Source organism: Deltaproteobacteria bacterium PRO3 (assembly GCA_030263375.1).
Lineage (GTDB): Bacteria > UBA10199 > UBA10199 > DSSB01 > DSSB01 > DSSB01.
Genome location: SZOV01000061.1, coordinates 1 through 20,176 on the forward strand (window position 1 = coordinate 1; position 20,176 = coordinate 20,176).

Sequence of the window (20,176 nt, forward strand, 5' to 3'; positions counted from 1 at the left end):
TTGGCTGCGAACGGCGTCCGTGGCGGTCCTCCTGATGGGCGTGATCTGCCTCTCCGGGGCGGAGGCCAGGACGGTGGTGGTCGGGGGAAACCCCTACGTGGGCGGTCCTTACTACGGCAACCCTTATTATTATGGCCCCCAACCGGTGGTGGTCGAACCTTTGTTCTTGCCGAGGACGGGCAGTAACGATTATCTTTACCAGTACGACAATATTTACGGCTCGGGCGCCTCGGCCGCGGGACGCATGAGCCATACGGTGGTCAATCCGCAGCCACAAATTTTCTACCCGCGCCAACCGCGGGTTTATCTGGGTTACTAACCAAAACCCTCCTTTTCGGGGAGGTCGACACTTCAGGATGGCCCCGGCTCACAAAGCCGGGGCCATTATTTTTTGCCCCGCCTTGACCCCTCGGAGCAATCCGGCTTAGGGAAGGGGCCCCATGCTGAAGTTCTTCTTCAACCGCTCCAGCTTCATGGTGCGCTTCATGAACGCCCTCGCGGCCGTCGAGATGGGGCTGCTATTGTGGCGGGCCTGGCGCGGCGAGGCGGCCTTGGGCTTCAGCAGCTATTTCCTGATGGCCACTTGGTGGGTCCTGAACCTGCTCAACTGGATCCCCTGGTATCCGGAGCGCCGGGGACCCGACGGCCGGCCGGCCAAGTTGGGGATACGGCTGCACCTTCACAAAAACCTCGTCCCGGCATCTTATATCCTTGCCCTGGCCTTCGCCCTGAAGCTGTTGGGGGCCTCCGAGCTGGTCCTGATCCCCTTTCTGATCCTTTTTTTGCCCATCTACTACGTCAGCGGGATATTGCTGTATTTTCATCTCCGGGACCCAAGCTCCTTGACCCCCGGCTATTTCAGTCATAATTTCTACCTGAAAGACGAGGACCCCCCATGTACCCCTTAGCCATCTTCGGCCTCGGCCCCCCCGAGCTGATTCTCTTGTTCGTGATCATCCTGATCATCTTCGGCGCCGGCAAGATCCCCCAGATCGGCAGCGGCCTGGGGAAAGGGATCCGCAACTTCCGCAAGGCCGTGAAGGGCGAGGAAGAGGGCGCCCCGGAGTCCAAAGAGCCGCCCGAGCCGAAATAATCCCTCCCGCCGCCGTTTTTTCCATAAAAACACCCCTCCGGCGAATCGACTTTGACACACCGCGAGATTTGTCCCATACTTTCCTTTGGGGCCCACGGGAAAAATTGACGCGCTTTGGGTTTTGTGAGAGTGGCCCCTTTCGGGTAAGACATCCAAACGAGACCCGCCAAGCGCGTCATGAACGCGTCAAAACATCCGAGAGGACACCATGGAAAAAGACCGCTCCGTTCGCATCGTGAAACGCTACCAAAACCGCAAGCTCTACGACACGCAGAACAGCTGCTACGTCACGCTCGACGAGATCGGGCAAATGGTGAAGCAGGGCGAGGACGTGAAGATCGTCGACAACCGCAGCGGCGAAGACCTCACCACCGTGACTTTGACGCAGATCATCTTCGAGGAAGAGAAGAAGAAAAAGAGCCTGCTGCCGCTCGCGACGCTCAAGAACATCATCCAGTCGGGCGGCGAGTCCATCGCCGAGTTCTTCCAAAAGACCATCGGCAGCCCGGTCTCCAGCGTCAAGGATCAGACCGAGAAGGTCATCGACAAGATCAAGGACGAGTTCGAGGACGGCGGGGCCTTCTTCAAGGACATCCTGCACCGCGCGCACAAGACCGTCGACGAGCTGCAGCGTAAGGTCGAAGAGAAGGTGCGCATTCCCTTCGGCGGCAGCAATGCGGCGGCCTCGCGCATCCCGCAGGTGAAGGCGGAGTTGCGGGCCTTGCGCAAGAAGATGGCGACTTTGGAGCGGAAGCTTAAGGATTACCAGAAGTCGGCTTAGCGCTTATTGAGACTTGGATTCTTAAGAGGCTGCATCTTTGCGGCCTCTTTTTTTTTGCGTCGTTGGGTGTTCTTGCCGAGAGCGGGGAGCCGGGCCTATACCCCTTCACTCTTTCGGCCCGACCTCGAGCCGGTCGGGCCGAAGGTTGTAGGGCCCTTACTATTGGATGCTTTAAGGTGAAGGGCTCTCCAAAACCCGTTCAGGGGTATAGGCCCGGCTCCCCGCTCTCTACCTCCGCAGGGTCGGTTCCGGGTTTCATTGCCGTTGTTTCAAAGATTCCTATTGAAGAGGGACTCTGTCTAAGCCCCCTAATCCCGCTGGACGCGCTTGCCGGGGGGAGTTAGGAGGGAGGGGCTATGTACGAGGTCATCATCACCCAACCCTTTGTCGCCGCCCACCGCCTCAAGCTTTATGACGGGGAGTGGGAGCCGCTGCACGGGCACAACTGGAAGGTCGAGGTGCGGCTGGCCGGGAAGGACCTGGATCGCATCGAGGTCCTGATCGACTTCCTCGAGGTCAAGAAAGAGCTCCAGGCCTTCCTCAAAGAGATCGACTACACCTATCTCAACGAAAACCTGAAGCTGGAGGGCCGCAATCCCTCCGCCGAGGTGGTGGCCTATTGGCTCTTCCAAAAGATGAAGGGCAAGATCCAGCACCCCGTCGCGCGCGTCATGAAGGTCACCGTCTGGGAGACCGACGACTGCGCCGCCAGCTACGCGGAGGCTTGAACCATGGCCCGCAGCTTCGTTGCACTGCTCTCCGGGGGACTCGACTCGACCGTCGCCGCCTATGCCGCGCGGAAAGAAGGGCCGGTCGGCGTCGCGCTGGTCTTCGATTACGGGCAACGCGCGGCCAAGCGGGAGGTCGAGGCGGCCAAGCAGATCGCCAAGCGCCTCGGGGCCAAATGCCGCGTCATCAAACTTCCGTTTTTGGAAGAGGTCACCAAGACGGCCCTCGTCATGAACGACAAGGTCATCCCCCAGATCAAGATGGCCAAGCTCGACGACCGCAGCGAGGCGGAGAAATCCGCGCAGGATGTCTGGGTCCCCAACCGCAACGGGCTGTTTTTGAACATCGCCGCCTGCGTCGCCGAGGGCGAGGGCTTTTCCGAGATCGTGGTCGGCTTCAACGCCGAAGAGGCCGCGACCTTCCCCGATAACAGCGCCAACTTCGTCGACCGCGTCGAGCGCTGCCTCGAGCTCTCCACCCTAAGCCGGCCCCGCCTCTTCGTCCCGACGATCGGCCTCAACAAGACCGAGATCGTCCGGCTGGGCCTTTCGTTGGACGCGCCCTTCGGCGAGGTCTACAGTTGTTACCGCGGCCAAAAGCGCCAGTGCGGCCGCTGCGAGTCCTGCCTGCGCTCGATGCGGGCCTACGAGAAGGCCGGGATTTGGCCGCAGATGCAGGAACGATTCGGGAGTTGACGGTGCTGACCCATTTTTCCGAGACCGAACTGACCTACGACGGCACCCAGCTGACCAGCCATTTCGCCTACCGGGGCTTCGGCCTCTTGGGCGACAGCGTCGTCGCCTTCCTGGGGCCCTGCGAGGTCAAGCTCGAGGCCCTGGTCGACCTCGAGGACGTCCGGCGCAATGCGCCGATCTACAGCCGGCACATGCTGCACTTCCTGTGGGAGAGCTTCGTCCTCGACCTGCGCGGGGCCGCCGCCTTTCAGCGCCTGATGGTCGCGGTGGTCGCCGAGGAGCTGCGGGCCCGGGGTGCCGCCGGGTTGATTCGCCGGGGAGACGACCTCTATCTCGGCGAGCGCAAGCTCAGCGTCTCCATCGCCGCCGCCTCGCCGGTCTCCACCCTGATCCACCTGGGGCTCAACGTCACCGGGGAGGGCGCGCCGGTCCCGGCCCTGGGCCTGGCCGATTTAGGGGTTGACGCCGCGGCCTTCGCTAAGATTTGCTTGGAGCGCTTTCGGGAGGAATACGAGGGCGTTCTCAAGGCCAGCTACAAGGTAAGGCCCGTGGATTGAAACCGATGCAGACCAACTTGATCGAGATCTTCTCCAGCTTCCAAGGTGAAGGCCCCCATGTCGGGGAGCCGATGGCCTTCCTGCGCTTCCAGGACTGCGCGCTCTCCTGCCGTTTCTGCGACACGCCGGCCTCCTTCGAGCGCCATGCCCGGTTTCGCGTCGAGGCCCCGCCGCAGAGCGGGCAATTTCGGTATTTCCCCAATCCCGTCGACGGGGCGCTGCTCATCGACCTGCTGAAACCCTTCGCCGGCCAAGCCCTCAGCCTCACCGGCGGAGAGCCGCTTCAGCAGGCCGACTTCCTCGCCGCCTGGCTGCCGCGACTGCGTTGGAGTTCCCCCGTCCTGCTCGAGACCAACGGCGTCCTGCCCGCGGCCCTGGCCAAGGTGCTCGACTTCGTCGACATCGTCAGCATGGACATCAAGCTCCCCTCGGTCACCGGGATGCGGCCCTACTGGAAGGAGCACGCCGAGTTTCTGCGCCTCGCCCGCGCCAAAGAGGTCTACGTCAAGGTCGTGGTCTCCAACCCCACCGACTTAGGCGAGCTCAAGGAGGCCATTGCCCTGGTCGAGGCCGAGGCGCCCGGGGTCCCCTTCATCCTGCAGCCGGTGACGCCGGCGGGCGAGGTCCGCGAGCGGATCCCCGAGGAGCGCTTGAAAGAGCTGTACCGTTTCTCCAAGCAACACCTGGAAGACGTCCGCGTCATTCCCCAGGTCCACCCCATCCTGGGCCTTTTGTAGGAGGTGCCCATGTCGCTGCAAACGCGTCAAGAACTGGAGGCTTGGGAAGAGAAGACCCTGGCAACCTACGCCAGCCACTGCGCCCGTTCGATGGGCCGCGAGTACCCGCAGGACGAACACCCCTACCGCACCCGCTTTCAGCGCGACCGCGACCGCATCGTCCACAGCAAGGCCTTCCGCCGCCTCGAGTATAAGACCCAGGTCTTCGTCAACCACGAGGGCGACCACTACCGCACGCGGCTTACGCACAGCCTGGAGGTCGCGCAGATCTCCCGCAGCATCGCGCGAATGCTCAGGCTCAACGAAGACCTGGCGGAGGGGATCTGCCTGGCCCACGACTTGGGCCACCCGCCCTTCGGCCACTCCGGCCAGGACGTGATGAACGACCTGATGAAGGACAAGGGCGGCTTCGAGCACAACCGCCAGTCGCTGCGCATCGTGACGGTCTTGGAAGACCGCTACCCGCGTTTCCCGGGCCTGAACCTGAGCTTCGAGGTCCTGGAGGGCATCTCCAAGCACTTCACCGACTACGACCTCCCGGACGGCCGCGGCTTCCACCGCGAGGGCCAGCCCAGTCTGGAGGCGCAGATCGCCAACTTGAGCGACGAGATCGCCTACAACAACCACGACCTGGACGACGGGCTGCGCTCCGGCATGATCACCCTGGCCCAGCTGCGCGAAGTGGAGATCTGGCAGGAGCTCTTCGAGCGCGTCGAGGCCGAGCTGCCGGAGGCGCGCCTCAAGGTGAAGGTGCACGAGACGATCCGGCGCCTGATCAACCGCCTCGTCACCGACTTGGTCGAGCACACGATGGCCGGGATCGAAAATTTAAAGATCCAAACCGTGGAAGACGTGCGCAGGGCCCCGCGTCAATTGGTGGGCTACAGCGAGCAGCTGCGCGGCAAGAACGCCGAACTCAAGAAGTTCCTTTTCAAAAACCTCTATCGGCACTATCGTGTCGAGCGGATGGCGGACAAGGCCGAGCGCATCCTGCGCGACCTGTTCCGCGCCTATACGCACAACCCGAAGATCCTCCCGCCCTGGGTCTTCGAGCGCGCCGGCAGCGACGACCCGATGCGGGCGATCTGCGACTACGTGGCGGGGATGACAGATCGCTTCGCGCTGGACGAGCATCAAAAGTTGTACGATCCGCATGCGCGGGTGTAAAAAGGAAGTACCCCATGAAAGGCAACAAAGTCGAAATCTCCCTCAATACCCCGATCTTAATCGAGGTCCACGAGGGCGAGGGCCCGCACAAGACCCGCGAAGAAGCCGTCACGCGCATCGTCGGCACGGTCCTGGACGTCTCCGAGGCCGGGCTCACCGTCGAGTGGAGCGAACTCTACAACGAGCGCAGGCAGAAGCTGGCGCCGCCCCGGCGCTGGGTGTTTTTGCCGCTGTTCAAGATCGACCACTGCACGGCGCTCTCTTGAGCGGCCTCGAAGAGCCGTTTTTTACGGTTCAGCCCCTGTTCTGATCAGGCGATCCAATAGGCCTTGAGCGCCCCCGGTGCGCCGGCGGTTTCCGGAAAATCGGGCGGCGGGGCGGGTCGCCGCAGCACCTTGCGACGCGCGGTCTTCGCGGCCTCCTTGAGGAAATCGCGAAACTCCTCGGCGGCGACCTTCCGCGTGTTGAGGCAGGCCAATATCCGCCCGGTGGGGCTCAAGATCTGAAGGCAGGCCGCGAGCAGGCGACCGTAGTCTCGAATCGTCGAGAAGGTCGAACCCTTGCCTCTGCCGAAGGTCGGGGGATCGAGGATCACGAGGTCGAAGACTTCCCCTCCCCGGGCCGCTCGCTCCAGGTAGGCCGCGGCGTCCGAGGCGACGGAGCGGTGGGGCCGGTCCTCCAGCTCGTTCAGTTCCAAATTTCGCTCCAGCCAGGCCAGGTAGTTTTTTGAAAGATCGACGGACACCGCCTCGGAGGCTCCGCCTTGCAAGGCCGCCACCGTGAAGGCACCCGTATGGCAAAACAGGTTGAGGCAGCGCCGGCCCTTGGCGAGCTTACAGACCTCGCGGCGGTTCTCCCTTTGGTCGAGGAAGAGCCCGGTGTGCGGGCCCTCGCCCAGGTGCACCTCGAAGCGGGAGCCGTCCTCGACGACCTCGAAGCGGTCGATCTCCTCGCCGGGCAGGGCGCCCCGTTGCTTCGGGAGGTTCGCCACCCAGTAGAATTTCGGCGCGAAGGCGGGGCGCAGCTCCTCCTGCACCTCGGCCAACGCTGCCTCCAGGCCGGCGCGGTCCTCCAGCCAGGCCTCGGCTTCGACGGTGATCAGGTAGCGCCCGCGGTAATCGTCGACGCTTAAGCCCTCCATCCCGTCGGCCGCCCCATGGACCAGCCGCCAGGCGTCGAGCCTCTGCTCCCGAACCAGGGCGCGGCGGCGTTGCCAAGCCGCGTGAATTTGAGGAAAATCCGCCAAAGAAAGCTCCTTGCTATCCGGGTTTTGATCCGATAAATCGGGGCTGCTTTTCAACCGGAATCCGCTCTCTCACTCAAGGAATATGCTATGAAAGCGCCTCAATCCCGCAACAGTTTCGGCACCCGGCAGGCCCTCTCGGTCGCCGGACAAAAATACCAGATTTTCAGCCTCAAGTCCCTGGCGGCGAAATTTCCCCAGGTGGACCGCTTGCCCTTTTCCTTGAAGGTCCTGCTCGAGAACCTCCTGCGCTTCGAGGACGACAACTCCGTGAAAAAAGAGCACGTCGAGGCCCTCGTGAAGTGGGACCCGCAGGCCGTCCCGACCCAAGAAATCGCCTTCCGCCCCGCGCGGGTCCTGTTGCAAGACTTCACCGGCGTTCCCGTCGTCGTCGACCTGGCCGCCATGCGAGAGGCCATTCAAAAGATGGGCGGAGATCCGAAAAAGATCAACCCCCTGCAGCCGATGGACCTGGTCATCGACCACTCAGTGCAGGTCGACGCCTTCGGCCGGCCCGACGCGGCGAAGGTCAACGCGGACCTCGAATTCCAGCGCAACCAAGAGCGCTACCGCTTCCTGCGCTGGGGGCAGGGGGCCTTTGAGAATTTCCGCGTCGTCCCGCCCGACACCGGCATTGTCCACCAGGTCAACCTCGAATACCTCGCGCCGGTGGTCTTCTCGCTGAAGATCGGACAGGCCTGCGACGGCGAGGCCTTCGCCTACCCCGACACCCTGGTCGGCACCGACTCGCACACGACCATGATCAACGGCCTGGGCGTCGTCGGCTGGGGCGTGGGCGGCATCGAGGCCGAGGCGGCCATGTTGGGCCAGCCCATCTCGATGCTGATCCCGCAGGTGGTGGGTTTCAAGCTGAGCGGCAAGCTGCCCGAGGGAGCGACCGCGACAGACCTGGTGCTCACCGTCACGCAGATGCTGCGCAAGAAGGGCGTGGTCGGGAAGTTCGTCGAGTTCTACGGCCCGGGCCTCTCCAATCTAAGCCTGCCCGACCGCGCGACCTTGGCCAACATGGCGCCGGAGTACGGCGCGACCATCGGTTTCTTCCCCGTCGACGAGGAGGCCCTGCGCTACCTCGAGCTGAGCGGCCGCGCGCACCTGGTCGACTTGGTGCGAGCGTATTCGCAAGAGCAGGGCCTGTTCCGCACCGACGCCACGCCGGATCCCGTTTTTTCCGACACCCTCGAGCTCGACCTGGCTACCGTCGAGCCCTCGCTCGCCGGTCCCAAGCGCCCGCAAGACCGAGTGCCGCTGCGGCAATCCAAAAAGATGTTCCGCGAGGCCCTGCGCGAGATGCTGAAGGGCAAGCTCGAGAAGGTCGACCCCAAGCGCCTCGAGACCTGGCTCTCCGAGGGCGGCTCGCAGACCCAGTGCGCGCACCAGGACGCGGCGCGCGCCGAGCTGGGCGAGATCGGCAAGTGCGCGAAGGTCGAGCACGGCGGCGGCGATTGCTCGCACTTGGAGCAAGGCGCGGTCGTGATCGCCGCGATCACGAGCTGCACCAACACCTCCAATCCCTCCGTCATGCTGGCGGCCGGTCTCCTCGCCAAGAAGGCGGTGGAGCGGGGTCTAAGCTCCAAGCCCTGGGTCAAGACCAGCCTGGCCCCCGGCTCGCTGGTCGTCACCGAATATCTTAAAAAGGCCGGTCTCATGCCCGCCCTCGACAAGCTGGGCTTCCACGTGGTCGGCTACGGCTGCACCACCTGCATCGGCAACAGCGGGCCGCTGCCCGAGCCGGTCGCCGCCGCGATCGAGCGGGAGGACTTGGTCGCCTCGGCGGTGCTCTCGGGCAACCGCAACTTCGAGGGTCGCATCAACCCGCTGGTGCGCTTCAACTACCTGGCCTCGCCGCCCCTCGTGGTGGCCTATGCCCTGGCCGGGCGCATGGACATCGATCTCTACGCCGAGCCGATTGGCAAGGACCCGCAGGGGAAGGACGTCTTCCTGAAGGATATTTGGCCGAGCCGGCAGGAGATCGACGCCGCGATCCGCGCCTCGATCCAGGCCGAGATGTACGGCCAGTCCTACTCCGACGTCTTCAGGGGCGATCCCAATTGGCAAAACCTCCAGGTGCCGAAGGGCGAGACCTTCCAGTGGGACCCCGATTCGACCTACGTCAAGCATCCGCCTTATTTCGAGGGGATGCCCAAGCAGCCCGCGCCGATCCGGGACTTGAAAGGAGCGCGCATCCTCGCCCTGCTGGGCGATTCGGTCACTACCGACCACATCTCGCCGGCCGGCTCGATCAAGCCCAGCTCGCCCGCGGGGAAATACCTGCAATCGCTCGGCGTCAAGCCGGAGGACTTCAACTCCTACGGCGCGCGCCGCGGCAACCACGAGGTGATGATGCGCGGGACCTTCGCCAATATCCGCCTGAAAAACCTGATGCTGCCGGGGACCGAGGGCGGCGTGACCGCGCATCTCCCCGACGGGGAACAGATGTCGATCTACGACGCGGCGATGAAATACAAGCGGGAAGGCGTGCCACTGGTGGTCTTCGCCGGCAAGGAATACGGCACCGGATCCTCCCGAGATTGGGCGGCCAAGGGCACCTACCTCTTGGGCGTGCGCGCGGTGATCGCCGAGAGCTTCGAGCGCATCCACCGCAGTAACTTGGTCGGCATGGGGGTGCTTCCTCTGCAGTTCGAGGAGGGGCAGAGTTGGTCCTCTCTCGGGTTGACCGGGCGCGAGCAGGTGACGATCGACGGCATCGCGGGCGGCCTGAAGCCTTTCCAAAAGCTCAAGGTCGTGGCCAAGGGCGAGGGGGGCGAAAAATCCTTCCAGGTCACCTTAAGAATCGACACGCCGGACGAGATCGAATACTATCGCCACGGCGGGATTTTGCAGTACGTCCTGCGCCAATTGTTGGCCGCTTAAGCACTCCTTTTCCAAATCGGAGGAACCATGGTTTCGGCTACGCCGCGCCGGCTTCGCAACGTCCTATTCACTCTAGCCCTCTTTTCCCTGACCGCCTGCGGAGGCGGGCAGGAAGACGCCCCCCCGGCCCCGGTCTGCCCGGCCTGTCCGGTCTGCGAGGCGACGCCCACGCCCAGCGCGGAGGAAGCGGCCCAAAATCTCGCGGATAAAATCATCGAAACCGAAAAGCTGCTGCGCGTCCCCGAGGGCAGCCTCAAGGCTTCGGCGAGCAAGTTTGGGATCGTCGACAAGCTGGGGGTCAAAGAGATATCCGCCGAGGATTTTTCCCGCTTCGTCAGCCTGTTTTGGGATATCGACGCCGAATTCCGCATCCAATACCTCCGCGCCATGATGACGACCAATCGCGTGGTCGACATGATGAAGCCGACGGTCGGGAAGTTCGACATCAATATCGCGCCGAAAGATCCCGAGGCCGAGGACGTCTCGCTGTTGGTCAGCCAGGCCATCGTCGATTGGGCCCAGGTGCAACGGCTCCTCGAGGATAATTTCCGCCGCCTCGGTGTCGAAAACGTGATGGGCGTCAAGCCCTCCGACGAGATGCCTCATGCCGAGGCGATGATGCAGGAGCTGTTGGCCGTCGTGCGGCCTCCGGCCCCGACGCCCATGCCGACGCCCGGACCGCAAGCTACCTCCGCGAGTTTGCGGTCGATGTTGCTGCGCCAGGCACAGGCTCAGGGACAGCCGGCGGTCAAGGCCAAGCCCGGCGCTCCGACCGCCAAGGTTTCCAAGGCGGTTCCGCGCGTCAAAATCGCCCAAGCCCCTTTACTGCTGGCCCGCGTGATTAGCTACAACGTGGGCGGCAGGAACTTCGTCCTGCAATCCCCCTTGATGATAGCGGCTCCCCAATTTCAGGCGGTGCCGGTCGAGCAGTTCCAATTCAAGATCGAAAAGCAGAGCGTTGGCCCCGCGTATCGCGACGCGGTGGACTCGAAGGTTCAGGCCCTCGCCGCCAAGCCGAACCGCGACATGGTCGACTGGTGGAACCTCTCCCACGGCCTGATCGAGCTGCGCCTGCTCAATCAACTGGTCGATTTCAGCAAGGTCGAGGCAGCCCCCGGCCCCAGCTCCGGGACGGGTGAAACGCTGGCGCCGCTGGGAGGCGCCGGAACAGCTCCCGCCGGGGAGGGTTCCCAGCGTCCCGCGCAGCCCTCTGGCGCCCAGGCCCCGGACACTGCCCAGCCGCGGCCTTCGACCGGCCAGGCGGCTCCGGCGCCGAGCGCCCCGGAGGCAAGGCCTTCGACGGCCACGCCCGGTCAGGCTGCTGCGCCCCAAGAGCGGCCCGAGGCGCGGCCAGGCTCCGCATCCACCACTTCGCCCACCGAGCGGCCGTCGACCGATGTGCCCAAGTCGGGGCCTTAAGGGCCCTCGCTCGGCTCCTTTTTTCCTAAGCGCCGGCGAAGGCGCGACGGGCTGTGGCACAACTATTTTTAAGTAGCGCCGAAATCTTCATAGTAGGGCTCGGGGCACGGACGCACTCCTCCTTGGACCGCAAAACGCGGTGATTTCCCCCCATTCCGACTGGCCACCCCGGCACTCCGCAACAACCCCAGGAGGCACCATGACCCCTATCCACCGCACGGCGATCTATTTCGGACCGCCCAAGAAAACCGCACCCCAGACGGGCAAGGCGAAAAAATCGCCCGAGGAGATCGTCGCCGAGAAAAAGGGTGACGAGCTCGACGCCGCCCTCGCGAAGCACAAGGTGGACGACGCCTTCGTTCAGTCCCTGAAGGCCCCCATCCGCAGCCACTTCGTCTGGATGGAGGCCATCGCCCTCAAGAAGTTCGACGACTCGATGCGGATGGCGCCCTGGACCAAGATGCTGCTCACCGCCTGTCCCAAGCAGGCCGAGCTCACGGCGGAGTGGGAGAAGGCGGTGCCCGCGCTGGATCTCAAGCTGGGCAAGCTCAACGCCTACCGTTTCCAGGTCGGCCTCGCCGCCACGGATCCGCTTTTAAAGGGGACCGCCTTGGAGGGCGTGGGCATGAAGGGCATCCTCGAGGTCTGTTGGGCGGGCAAGGTACCGGCGGACTTGGAGGGACTGGTGATGCCGAAGGAATTCAGCCCGCCGCCGGAATTTCCCACCTGGACGAAGGCGAACCGACCCATCAAGGAAAAATAAAAATCCCCACGACCCATCCTACCGGGAGCGGGGGATTTTTTTCGTCCTGGGGAGAAAGGCTTAAATCGCGTTGGAGCCGGTCTCGCCGGTGCGGATGCGGATCACCTCTTCGACGTTGCTGACGAAGATCTTGCCGTCCCCGATCTTGCCGGTGGATGCGGTCTTCTGGATGGTCTCGAGCACCTTGGGGGCGTCCGCGTCGCTGACCACGACCTCGAGTTGGATCTTGGGGAGGAAGTCCACCTTGTATTCCGCCCCGCGGTAGAGCTCGGTGTGGCCCTTTTGCCGGCCGAAGCCCTTGACCTCGGAGAGGGTCATGCCCTGGATGCCGATGCCTTGCAGGGCCTCTTTCACCTCGTCGAGCTTGAAGGGTTTGATGATGGCTTCGATTTTCTTCATGGGACACCTTCCTGGCCTTGGCCGTGAAGAGATCAGAGGGGTCGGGCTTTAGGCCTTGGGAATGCAATCCGGATTCCAAGCCTTCTTAAATATAACTAATTGAAATTATTTAATTTTATTAAAATATCGTCGAATGATCGCGTGCCTGTTTTGCTATAAATTTAGGCATTGCCTTACTTTTCAGCTTATCTGAGGGGCTGCGATTTCGGATTGACCCTGATTTCCAAATAGTCTACTGCATCGGTCGACTTTTGGAGCCGCCCATGAAGATCACTTATAAAGGCGACTATGCCCTGAAGACCATCCTGGACCTCTCTTTTTTTTACGGCCGCCAGGCCGTGAAGATCGAGGACATCAGCCGCCGCCAGGACATCCCGAAAAAATTCCTCGAGCGCATCCTTTTGCAGCTCAAGCGGGGCGGCTTCGTCCGCAGCAAGAAGGGACCCGGCGGCGGCTACGCCCTGGCCCGTCCTCCGGCCAAGATCTCGATGGGGGAGGTGATCCGCTTCATCGAGGGCCCCATCGCCCCCATCGGCTGCGTGAGCGAGACCGCCAAGACCTACTGCGACTTCGAGGGCCGCTGCGGCCTGAATTCCGTGTTTCGCGAGGTCCGCGACGCCGTCTCGAGGATCGTCGACCGCACCAGCTTCGAGGACATCAAAGTAAAAACCCTGGGATTGATCCAAGCCAGCCCCGAGCCGCCCCTCTACTATGAAATTTAAGCTGCGACACATCCTGACGGCCGCCTGTGCGGCGGTGGCGGCGAGCGCCTGCGCCTCGCAAGGGGTTCCCGAGAGCCGAACCTTGACGCTCGGCGCCTACACGACGCCGCGCGAGGCCTTCCGCGAGATCCACCGGGACTTCAAGAAGCTGTGGCGCGAGCGCCACGGCGAGGCGATCGAGATCCGCGAGTCCTACCTGGGCTCGGGCGCCCAGTCGCGCGCGGTGGTCGACGGCTTTCCGGCGGACGTCGTCGTCCTCTCGCTCGAGCCGGACGTCGAGCGCATCGTCAAGGCCGGCCTGATCACCCATCCCTGGCGGGAGGCGCCGAACGCCGGCATCCTGACGCGCTCGCTGGTCGCCTTCGCGGTGCGCGCCGGCAATCCCAAGGGCATCCGGGACTGGGCCGACTTGGCGCGTCCCGACGTCGAGGTCCTCTCTCCCAACCCCCGCACCAGCGGCGGCGCGATGTGGAACATCCTCGCGGCCTACGGCGCCGCCGAGCGCGGCCATGTTGCGGGCTTTCCGGCGGGAAGCGAGGGCGGGGCGGCCTACCTGGCGGCCCTGCTCAAGCGCGTCATCGCCATGGACAAGGGGGCGCGCGAGTCCATCCTGACCTTCGAAAAGGGGCTGGGCGACGTGGCCTTGAGCTACGAGAACGAGATCAAGGTCGGCGTGGCGCAGAGCCTGGGCTACCCCTATGAGATGGTCCTGCCCGCCTCGACGATCCTGATCGAGAATCCCGTCGCCTTGGTCGACAAGAACATCGAGCGCCACGGCAACCGCGCCCTGGCCGAGGCCTATCGCGACTACCTCTTCTCGCCCGCGGCCCAGCGGGTCTTTGCGAAGTGGGGTTTCCGCCCCGTGAATCCGGAGGCGCAGCGGGAGACGGCGAAGGAGTTCCGCGATCCCTCGGACCTCTTCACCATCGCGGCCTTCGGCGGCTGGGCGAAGGCGGTGCCGGAGTTTTTCGGCAAGGAAGGGCTCTTCGTGCGGCTTTCGGAGCGAGAGAGGACGGTGCAAAAATGAGCGCGACCGCTTCCATGCCGACCTTGCGCAGCTGGGACGTGAAGGGCTGGGGCCTGCGCGCCGTCGCGCTGAGCTACTTGGCCTTCCTGTTGCTCCTGCCCTTGGCGGCCCTCGTCCAGGACGGCTTTCGCGAGGGGCCGGGGGTTTTCTTCTCCAACATCTTCCGCCCCACCGCCTGGGCGGCCTTGAAGCTGACGCTCTGGACCTCGGCCCTGATGGCGGCGGTCAACGGCGTGATCGGCACGCTCACCGCCTATGTCCTGGTGCGCTACCGCTTCTTCGGAAAATCCCTGCTCAACGCCGTCGTGGACCTGCCCTTCGCCATCCCGACCCTGGTGACGGGCGTCATGCTGGTCATCCTCTACGGGCCGCGCGACCTGTTGGGAGGTTTTTTCTACCAACACTTTGACTGGAAGATCCTCTTCGCGCCGCCCGCCATCGTCCTCGCGCTGCTCTTCGTCAACTACCCCATCGTGGTGCGCAGCGTGCAGCCGGTCTTGGAGGAGCTGGACTTCGCCGAGGAAGAGGCCGCCGCGACCCTGGGCGCCTCGTCTTGGCGTACCTTCTGGCGCGTGGTCTTTCCCGCGATCCGCCCGGCGCTCTTAAGCGGCGTCCTGCTCAGCTTCGCCCGGGCCTTGGGCGAGTTCGGCTCGATCGTCGTGGTGGCCGGCAACCTGCCGCTGCGCAGCCAGACCGCCGCCGTCTATGTCTGGGGCGAGATCGAGTCCGAGAACCGGCTGGGCGCCAGCGCGATGTCCATCGTCCTGCTCGCCTGCTCCTTCACCCTGGTCCTCGTCGTCGATTGGCTGCAACGCCGGAAGGGGAGGGGCCGTGGCTAAGTCCCATCCAGAGCATCGCCAGAATCCCTGGGTGAAGTACGGCCTGATCACCGCCGTCGCGGCCTACCTGCTTTGGCTGCTGGGCCTGCCGATCTTCACGCTGATCCGCCACACGGTCGAGATCGGCGCGAGCCGCATCGCCGAGGAGCTGTGGCAGTCCGAGGTGGCCCACGCCTTCGCACTCACCGTGCTGCTCAGCCTCGGCGCGGTCCTGTTCAACGGCGTCTTCGGCACCCTGGTGGCCTACGTGATGGTCCGGCAGCGCTTCCGCGGCCGGGCCCTGATCAACGCGATCCTCGACCTGCCCTTCGCGGTCTCGCCGGTGGTGGTGGGCTACATGCTCATCCTGCTCTTCGGAAAATCCGGCTGGCTGCAGGGCCTGGCCGAGTGGACCGGCATTTCGTGGGTCTTCGCCTGGCCGGGGATGCTGGTCGCGACGCTGTTCGTGACCTTTCCCTTCGTGGTGCGCGAAGTGATGCCCGTCCTCGAGGAGATCGGGACCGAGCAGGAGGAGGCCGCGCGCACCCTGGGCGCCGGCGGCTGGAAGATCTTTTGGAGGATCACCCTGCCCGGGATCCGGTGGGGGCTGCTCTACGGCGTCTCGCTGACGCTGGCCCGGGCCTTGGGAGAATTCGGGGCGGTGCTGGTGGTCGGCGCCGGCGTCAGCGGCTCGACCGAGACCGCGACGATCTACGTGTACCGGGCGATGGAGGAGCGGATGTTCGGCGGGGCCTATGCGGCCTCGTTGATCCTGATCGGATTTTCCTTCCTGCTGCTGCTCGGCATGGAATGGTTCAAGAAGCGAAGCAACGTTTGAGGAAACAGTCATGGGCGTCGTCGTCAAAAATCTCACCAAGACCTTTCAAAGCCAGAAGACCGACTTTGCGGCGGTGCGCGACGTCAGCTTCAAGGTGGAAGAGGGGGCGCTGGTCGCCCTGCTGGGCCCCAGCGGCTCGGGGAAGAGCACCATCCTGCGCATGATCGCGGGCCTCGAGCAGCCGGATTCGGGAGAGATCTTCCTCGGCGGCGAGAACGTGACGCGGCTTGCGACGCAGAAGCGAGGCGTGGGCTTCGTCTTCCAGAACTACGCCTTGTTCAAGCAGTTGACGGTCTTCCAGAACATCGCCTTCGGCCTTCAGGTTCAGGGCGCGCCGCGGGCGGAGATCAAAGGGCGGGTGTCGGAGCTGCTGGAATTGCTGGGCTTGAAGGACCTGGGACGCCGCTATCCGCACCAGCTTTCCGGCGGGCAGCGCCAGCGCGTGGCCCTGGCCCGGGCCCTCGCCCCGAGGCCGAAGGTCCTGCTGCTCGACGAGCCCTTCGGCGCCATCGACGCCAAGATCCGCAAGGAACTGCGCGAGTGGCTGCGCACCCTGCACGACGAGATGCACGTCACCAGCCTCTTCGTCACCCACGACCAGGAAGAGGCCTTGGAGATCTGCGACCACATCTACGTCATGAACCAGGGCGTCATCGAGCAGGGCGGGACGCCCGAGGAGATCTACAAGCGCCCGGCCACCGAGTTCGTCGCCAACTTCGTCGGATTGATGAACATCCACGACGCGGTGGTCAAGGACGGCAAGCTCTCCATCGGCCCCTACAGCTTCCCCGGCAACGGCGGGAACGGCTTGGCGGAGGGCGACCGCATCCGCGTCTTCTTCCGCCCCCAGGACATCTACATCTCCGGCGCGAGCAACGCCTACGCGATGCACGCCCGCATCGTGCGCCGGTCCTTCTTGGGCGTCAGCATCAAGCTGGAGATCGAGGCGGAGCACGGCTTCCGCTTCATCGCGATCATCCCCGAGCACGTCTTCTACAACGAGAAGCTGGCGGAAGGCGCGGCCATCTCCTACCAGATCGAGGAGTTTCACTACGTGAACCTGCGCGCGGGGAAGGGGATGAAGAAGTTGGTGTTTGCGGATTATGAGATTTGAGCGGTGTCGGAGAATATAGCATTTCTGCGGTCCCTACGGAGGCGGCAAAAACCCCAAGACATCGCAATCAACGGCCGCGGCACGAACGCGAGGTTCGTCCCTACAGCCCCCTAAACACGGGCTTTCGCTTGTCGACGAAGGAGTTCACGCCCTCCGCGAAATCCCGGCTGAGCGACGAGGCCGCGATCTCGCGCTTTTCCAATTCCAGCTGCCTTGCCAGGGGATTTTTTAGCGAGGCGGCGACGACGCGCTTGATCCGCGTCAGTGTCCGGGTGGGCCGGGAGGTCAGGTCGGCGACGTAGGCGGCGAGCTCGGACTCGAAGCTCTCCTCGGGCCAAACATGGTTGAGGAGGCCCAGGGCATGGGCCTCGGGTGCCGCCCAGACCCGGCCGGTCAGAAAGGCCTCGAGGGCCCGTTTGGGGCCGATGATGCGCGGCAAAAAATAAGTGGAGCCCGCGTTGGGGGCCAAGGCGATGTTGACGAAAGAGGGCGAGAGCCTCGCCAGGTGCGAGGCGACGGTCAGGTCGCAGGAGAGGGCGAGCCCGAAGCCCGCCGCATAGGCCGGGCCTTGGACGGCGGCGATCACCAGCTGCGGCATTGCGGCGATGGTGCGGATTGCGCGGTTGAGATGCCCGCTGATCTTGCGGAAGGCCTGGGCGCTGGTCTTGAGGTTTTTTTGGAAGAGCTTGATGTCCCCGCCCGCGGAGAAGGCGCCGCCGGCCCCGCGCAAAATAATGACGCGCAATTTTCGATCTTTGGCCGCCCGCGTCAGGGCCGCCGGGATCGCGGCGGCCAACTCGAAATTAAAGGCGTTCTTCGCCTCGGGGCGGTTGAGGGTGAGCGTGCGGCAATGCCCTTGAGTTTCTTCGAGAATCATTTGGTCCTTCATCGGGGCCTCTGCTATAGTCTTGGAATTAAACCGTCGTTTTTCCATAGGAGTGTGTCTTGCTATGAAATTTTCCGTCGAAAGTCGACCTTCTTCCACGGGCTCCGGCGACCTGTTGGTCCTGCCTTATCTCGATGAAAAACCGCTTGCCCATCCCGCGATCCAGGCCCTGCTGAAAAAGTTGGGGCCGACGCCGCTGAAGCTGCTCAAAAAAGAAGAGTTCAAGGGAGAGGTCGGCGACTCGCGCGCCTTCGCCGCGCAGGGCAAGTTGCCCTTCGATTACGTCCTGTTCATGGGGTTGGGTGCCGCGAAAAAATTGAATCTCGAGACCCTGCGCAAAGCCGCGGCCAAGTCGGCCCAGACCGCCGACCGCATGAAGGTCCAAAAAATGGTCTCGCTGCTGCCGCTGGCGCTCGACAAGAAGACCTCCGCGCAGGAGGCCGGGCAAGCCTATGCCGAGGGCGTCGTGCTCGGGCTGTATCGCTTCGAGAAATACAAAAGCAAGAAGGAGAAGGACGGGAAACTCCGCGAGCTGCGCTACGTTCTAGGAGACGCCAAGGCGGCGAAGGCCTTCCTGGCCGGGCACAAGGTCGGCGAGCACATCGCCCAAGGCGTAAATTACGCCCGCGACCTGGTCAACACGCCGGCCCGCGACAAGCCGCCCGAATTTCTGGGCCGCGAGGCGAAGAGGATCCGCGGCGTTCGCACCAAAGTATTTAACCACCGCCAGCTGCAACGTCTCGGCATGGGGGCGCTCTACGGCGTCGGCATGGGTTCTCCCAATCCCCCAGTCTTTGTCGAGATGCATTACCGCCCGCGGGGCCGCGTCAAAAAGCGCGTCGCGATCGTCGGTAAGGGCATCACCTTCGACAGCGGCGGGCTCTCGCTCAAGCCGGCCAAGAGCATGGAGACGATGAAGGACGATATGTCCGGGGCGGCGACGATCCTGGCGGTGATGAAGTTGCTGCCGGCGCTGAAGCTCCCGGTCGAGGTCTACGGCTACGTGGCCTCCGCCGAAAACATGCCCGACGGCGGCGCGCAGCGGCCGGGCGACGTGGTGAAGGCGTACAATGGCAAGACTATAGAGGTCCTCAACACCGACGCGGAGGGCCGCCTGGCGCTGGCCGACGCCCTGAGCTACCTGACCAAACACCGCAAGGTCGACTACATCATCGACGTGGCGACGCTGACGGGCGCGGCCTTGGTGGCCTTGGGCGACCTTTACTCGGCGGCCTTGGGTACCGATCCGGAGCTCGTGAAGAAGTTGAAGGACTGCGGCGAGGAGTGCGGCGAGAAGATCTGGGAGCTGCCGCTCGCCGAGGAATACGCCGAGGAGATGAAGAGCCAGGTGGCCGACATCCAAAACATCGGCGGCCCCTACGGCGGCACCATCAACGGAGCGCTCTTCTTGAAGAACTTCGTCGCCGAAAAGGCCAAGTGGGTGCATCTCGACATCGCCGGGCCTTCCTGGGCCAACAAGCCCTGGGCCTATGCGCCGAAGGGAGGCACCGGGATCATGGTGCGAACCTTTCTGCGCCTCTTCTCCAAATTTTAGATGGCGCGACGTCTCATCCTGTTTTTGCTGTTGATCGCGGCCTGTTTCGCGGTGCCGCGGGTGCCTTGGATCGTGGCCTGGGACCAAGGCGCGATCCTAGCGGTCGCCTCCCTGCGCACTCCGGCTTTGAATGACTTCTTCCGGGTCGTGACCGATATCGGCAGCACCTACGGATTTTTGGTCGCTCTAATTCTGCCGACCCTTTACTTTCTGCTGCGCCGGCGTTTCGCCACGGCCGCTTGGTATCTGGTGGGCGTCGGGCTGCTCAAGCTCTCCGGACCCTTTCTTAAGATCGCCATCGCGCGGCCGCGACCTCCCGACGGGATCGAGGCGCTGACGACCTTCAGTATGCCCAGCGGACACGCCTCCAATGCGGTCTTCATGTTCGGCGTTCTTTGGATCTTTCTTTGGCGCCTTCTTCCCGGAGTTTTCTCACGTTCCATTGTTTCGATTTTTTGCCTGGCGGCGATATTGTTGATCTGCTTTTCGCGCGTTTACTTAGGGGTTCATTATCCCAGCGACGTCGTTCTTGGCTCTCTCTACACCGCCGTGGGACTGGCTGTGCTTTCTTCGCTACGTCGCGATGTCTTCCGCCTTTAGCAGAGAATTTTTCACTCCGACCGTGACGGGGGAGATTTGCCGCGTCCGCCCCTAGCCGGGGGCGATATGTCCCAGCGGAGACACGGCCTGTCCCCCTTGTATCTTGAAAAGAGCCTAAATTAAGTCACAAACAAGGGAATC

22 protein-coding genes are annotated in these 20,176 nt (G+C 63.6%); 19 read left to right on the plus strand and 3 right to left on the minus strand.

The window, feature by feature from the left end:
* The first annotated feature begins 440 nt into the window (after nt 1-440).
* From FBR05_10195 to FBR05_10235, 9 genes are all read left to right on the plus strand, one after another.
* Nucleotides 441-908, plus strand: coding sequence for a hypothetical protein (locus FBR05_10195; GenBank protein ID MDL1872566.1), 468 nt, complete (start codon nt 441-443; stop codon nt 906-908).
* On the plus strand, nt 896-1,093 hold the full coding sequence (tatA, locus tag FBR05_10200; protein MDL1872567.1) for a twin-arginine translocase TatA/TatE family subunit: 198 nt from the start codon (nt 896-898) through the stop codon (nt 1,091-1,093). The genes FBR05_10195 and tatA overlap by 13 nt, the downstream gene beginning before the upstream one ends.
* Before the next feature lie 208 nt (nt 1,094-1,301).
* Nucleotides 1,302-1,874 carry a hypothetical protein gene (locus FBR05_10205; GenBank protein ID MDL1872568.1) on the plus strand — a complete coding sequence of 191 codons (573 nt, stop codon included), beginning with the start codon at nt 1,302-1,304 and terminating at the stop codon, nt 1,872-1,874.
* Nucleotides 1,875-2,230: 356 nt separating this feature from the next.
* The gene (locus FBR05_10210; protein MDL1872569.1) at nt 2,231-2,602 is read left to right on the plus strand and encodes a 6-carboxytetrahydropterin synthase; all 372 of its coding nucleotides are present in this window, start codon (nt 2,231-2,233) and stop codon (nt 2,600-2,602) included.
* A gap of 3 nt (nt 2,603-2,605) precedes the next feature.
* Complete coding sequence (gene queC / locus FBR05_10215; GenBank protein MDL1872570.1) at nt 2,606-3,298, plus strand: 7-cyano-7-deazaguanine synthase QueC; 693 nt, start codon at nt 2,606-2,608, stop codon at nt 3,296-3,298.
* A gap of 2 nt (nt 3,299-3,300) precedes the next feature.
* Nucleotides 3,301-3,855 (plus strand): DUF366 family protein, encoded by a 555-nt coding sequence (locus FBR05_10220; GenBank protein ID MDL1872571.1) that lies wholly within the window; start codon nt 3,301-3,303, stop codon nt 3,853-3,855.
* A complete protein-coding gene (locus FBR05_10225) occupies nt 3,852-4,592 on the plus strand; it encodes a 7-carboxy-7-deazaguanine synthase QueE (GenBank protein ID MDL1872572.1) in 741 nt (246 codons plus the stop codon). Before FBR05_10220 ends, FBR05_10225 begins: the two co-directional genes overlap by 4 nt.
* 9 nt (nt 4,593-4,601) lie before the next feature.
* The gene (locus FBR05_10230; GenBank protein MDL1872573.1) at nt 4,602-5,759 is read left to right on the plus strand and encodes a deoxyguanosinetriphosphate triphosphohydrolase; all 1,158 of its coding nucleotides are present in this window, start codon (nt 4,602-4,604) and stop codon (nt 5,757-5,759) included.
* Nucleotides 5,760-5,773: 14 nt separating this feature from the next.
* Nucleotides 5,774-6,025, plus strand: a complete 252-nt coding sequence (locus FBR05_10235; GenBank protein ID MDL1872574.1) for a hypothetical protein — start codon at nt 5,774-5,776, stop codon at nt 6,023-6,025.
* A gap of 44 nt (nt 6,026-6,069) precedes the next feature.
* Here the strand turns inward: FBR05_10235 and FBR05_10240 are convergent, their stop codons facing one another.
* On the minus strand, nt 6,070-7,005 hold the full coding sequence (locus tag FBR05_10240) for a class I SAM-dependent rRNA methyltransferase (GenBank protein ID MDL1872575.1): 936 nt from the start codon (nt 7,003-7,005) through the stop codon (nt 6,070-6,072).
* 87 nt (nt 7,006-7,092) lie between these two features.
* On the opposite strand from FBR05_10240, the gene acnA reads away from it, so the two are divergent.
* The 3 genes from acnA to FBR05_10255 all read left to right on the plus strand — a co-directional run bounded on the left by acnA (nt 7,093) and on the right by FBR05_10255 (nt 12,076).
* The gene (gene acnA, locus FBR05_10245; GenBank protein MDL1872576.1) at nt 7,093-9,894 is read left to right on the plus strand and encodes an aconitate hydratase AcnA; all 2,802 of its coding nucleotides are present in this window, start codon (nt 7,093-7,095) and stop codon (nt 9,892-9,894) included.
* 27 nt (nt 9,895-9,921) lie between these two features.
* On the plus strand, nt 9,922-11,313 hold the full coding sequence (locus FBR05_10250) for a hypothetical protein (GenBank protein ID MDL1872577.1): 1,392 nt from the start codon (nt 9,922-9,924) through the stop codon (nt 11,311-11,313).
* Between the two features lie 199 nt (nt 11,314-11,512).
* On the plus strand, nt 11,513-12,076 hold the full coding sequence (locus tag FBR05_10255; GenBank protein ID MDL1872578.1) for a hypothetical protein: 564 nt from the start codon (nt 11,513-11,515) through the stop codon (nt 12,074-12,076).
* A gap of 60 nt (nt 12,077-12,136) precedes the next feature.
* On the opposite strand, the gene FBR05_10260 is transcribed toward FBR05_10255, so the two are convergent.
* On the minus strand, nt 12,137-12,475 hold the full coding sequence (locus FBR05_10260) for a P-II family nitrogen regulator (GenBank protein ID MDL1872579.1): 339 nt from the start codon (nt 12,473-12,475) through the stop codon (nt 12,137-12,139).
* Nucleotides 12,476-12,738: 263 nt separating this feature from the next.
* On the opposite strand from FBR05_10260, the gene FBR05_10265 reads away from it, so the two are divergent.
* Genes FBR05_10265 through FBR05_10285 form a run of 5 tightly spaced genes read left to right on the plus strand, consistent with a single transcriptional unit; the run spans nt 12,739 to nt 16,994 of the window.
* Nucleotides 12,739-13,197 carry an Rrf2 family transcriptional regulator gene (locus tag FBR05_10265; protein MDL1872580.1) on the plus strand — a complete coding sequence of 153 codons (459 nt, stop codon included), beginning with the start codon at nt 12,739-12,741 and terminating at the stop codon, nt 13,195-13,197.
* The gene (locus FBR05_10270) at nt 13,187-14,224 is read left to right on the plus strand and encodes a sulfate ABC transporter substrate-binding protein (protein ID MDL1872581.1); all 1,038 of its coding nucleotides are present in this window, start codon (nt 13,187-13,189) and stop codon (nt 14,222-14,224) included. Before FBR05_10265 ends, FBR05_10270 begins: the two co-directional genes overlap by 11 nt.
* On the plus strand, nt 14,221-15,063 hold the full coding sequence (gene cysT, locus FBR05_10275; protein MDL1872582.1) for a sulfate ABC transporter permease subunit CysT: 843 nt from the start codon (nt 14,221-14,223) through the stop codon (nt 15,061-15,063). Before FBR05_10270 ends, cysT begins: the two co-directional genes overlap by 4 nt.
* Nucleotides 14,930-15,880, plus strand: coding sequence for a sulfate ABC transporter permease subunit (locus tag FBR05_10280; GenBank protein MDL1872583.1), 951 nt, complete (start codon nt 14,930-14,932; stop codon nt 15,878-15,880). The genes cysT and FBR05_10280 overlap by 134 nt, the downstream gene beginning before the upstream one ends.
* 10 nt (nt 15,881-15,890) lie before the next feature.
* Nucleotides 15,891-16,994, plus strand: a complete 1,104-nt coding sequence (locus tag FBR05_10285) for an ABC transporter ATP-binding protein (GenBank protein MDL1872584.1) — start codon at nt 15,891-15,893, stop codon at nt 16,992-16,994.
* A gap of 100 nt (nt 16,995-17,094) precedes the next feature.
* On the opposite strand, the gene FBR05_10290 is transcribed toward FBR05_10285, so the two are convergent.
* Nucleotides 17,095-17,928, minus strand: a complete 834-nt coding sequence (locus tag FBR05_10290) for a 2-(1,2-epoxy-1,2-dihydrophenyl)acetyl-CoA isomerase (protein ID MDL1872585.1) — start codon at nt 17,926-17,928, stop codon at nt 17,095-17,097.
* 16 nt (nt 17,929-17,944) lie between these two features.
* On the opposite strand from FBR05_10290, the gene FBR05_10295 reads away from it, so the two are divergent.
* Complete coding sequence (locus tag FBR05_10295) at nt 17,945-19,435, plus strand: leucyl aminopeptidase (GenBank protein MDL1872586.1); 1,491 nt, start codon at nt 17,945-17,947, stop codon at nt 19,433-19,435.
* Nucleotides 19,436-20,035, plus strand: coding sequence for a phosphatase PAP2 family protein (locus tag FBR05_10300; protein MDL1872587.1), 600 nt, complete (start codon nt 19,436-19,438; stop codon nt 20,033-20,035).
* Nucleotides 20,036-20,176 lie beyond the last annotated feature (141 nt).

Excerpts from the sequence above, each read along its gene's own strand:
- FBR05_10195 (MDL1872566.1), top strand. The coding sequence starts at position 441 with ATGCTGAAGTTCTTCTTCAACCGCTCCAGCTTCATGGTGCGCTTCATG.
- FBR05_10300 (MDL1872587.1), top strand. The coding sequence starts at position 19,436 with ATGGCGCGACGTCTCATCCTGTTTTTGCTGTTGATCGCGGCCTGTTTC.
- cysT (MDL1872582.1), top strand. The coding sequence starts at position 14,221 with ATGAGCGCGACCGCTTCCATGCCGACCTTGCGCAGCTGGGACGTGAAG.
- FBR05_10235 (MDL1872574.1), top strand. The coding sequence starts at position 5,774 with ATGAAAGGCAACAAAGTCGAAATCTCCCTCAATACCCCGATCTTAATC.
- FBR05_10260 (MDL1872579.1), bottom strand. The coding sequence starts at position 12,475 with ATGAAGAAAATCGAAGCCATCATCAAACCCTTCAAGCTCGACGAGGTG.
- FBR05_10255 (MDL1872578.1), top strand. The coding sequence starts at position 11,513 with ATGACCCCTATCCACCGCACGGCGATCTATTTCGGACCGCCCAAGAAA.
- FBR05_10210 (MDL1872569.1), top strand. The coding sequence starts at position 2,231 with ATGTACGAGGTCATCATCACCCAACCCTTTGTCGCCGCCCACCGCCTC.
- FBR05_10265 (MDL1872580.1), top strand. The coding sequence starts at position 12,739 with ATGAAGATCACTTATAAAGGCGACTATGCCCTGAAGACCATCCTGGAC.
- FBR05_10285 (MDL1872584.1), top strand. The coding sequence starts at position 15,891 with ATGGGCGTCGTCGTCAAAAATCTCACCAAGACCTTTCAAAGCCAGAAG.
- FBR05_10280 (MDL1872583.1), top strand. The coding sequence starts at position 14,930 with ATGTCTGGGGCGAGATCGAGTCCGAGAACCGGCTGGGCGCCAGCGCGA.
- tatA (MDL1872567.1), top strand. The coding sequence starts at position 896 with ATGTACCCCTTAGCCATCTTCGGCCTCGGCCCCCCCGAGCTGATTCTC.
- queC (MDL1872570.1), top strand. The coding sequence starts at position 2,606 with ATGGCCCGCAGCTTCGTTGCACTGCTCTCCGGGGGACTCGACTCGACC.
- FBR05_10295 (MDL1872586.1), top strand. The coding sequence starts at position 17,945 with ATGAAATTTTCCGTCGAAAGTCGACCTTCTTCCACGGGCTCCGGCGAC.
- FBR05_10290 (MDL1872585.1), bottom strand. The coding sequence starts at position 17,928 with ATGGAAAAACGACGGTTTAATTCCAAGACTATAGCAGAGGCCCCGATG.
- FBR05_10270 (MDL1872581.1), top strand. The coding sequence starts at position 13,187 with ATGAAATTTAAGCTGCGACACATCCTGACGGCCGCCTGTGCGGCGGTG.
- FBR05_10230 (MDL1872573.1), top strand. The coding sequence starts at position 4,602 with ATGTCGCTGCAAACGCGTCAAGAACTGGAGGCTTGGGAAGAGAAGACC.
- acnA (MDL1872576.1), top strand. The coding sequence starts at position 7,093 with ATGAAAGCGCCTCAATCCCGCAACAGTTTCGGCACCCGGCAGGCCCTC.
- FBR05_10205 (MDL1872568.1), top strand. The coding sequence starts at position 1,302 with ATGGAAAAAGACCGCTCCGTTCGCATCGTGAAACGCTACCAAAACCGC.
- FBR05_10250 (MDL1872577.1), top strand. The coding sequence starts at position 9,922 with ATGGTTTCGGCTACGCCGCGCCGGCTTCGCAACGTCCTATTCACTCTA.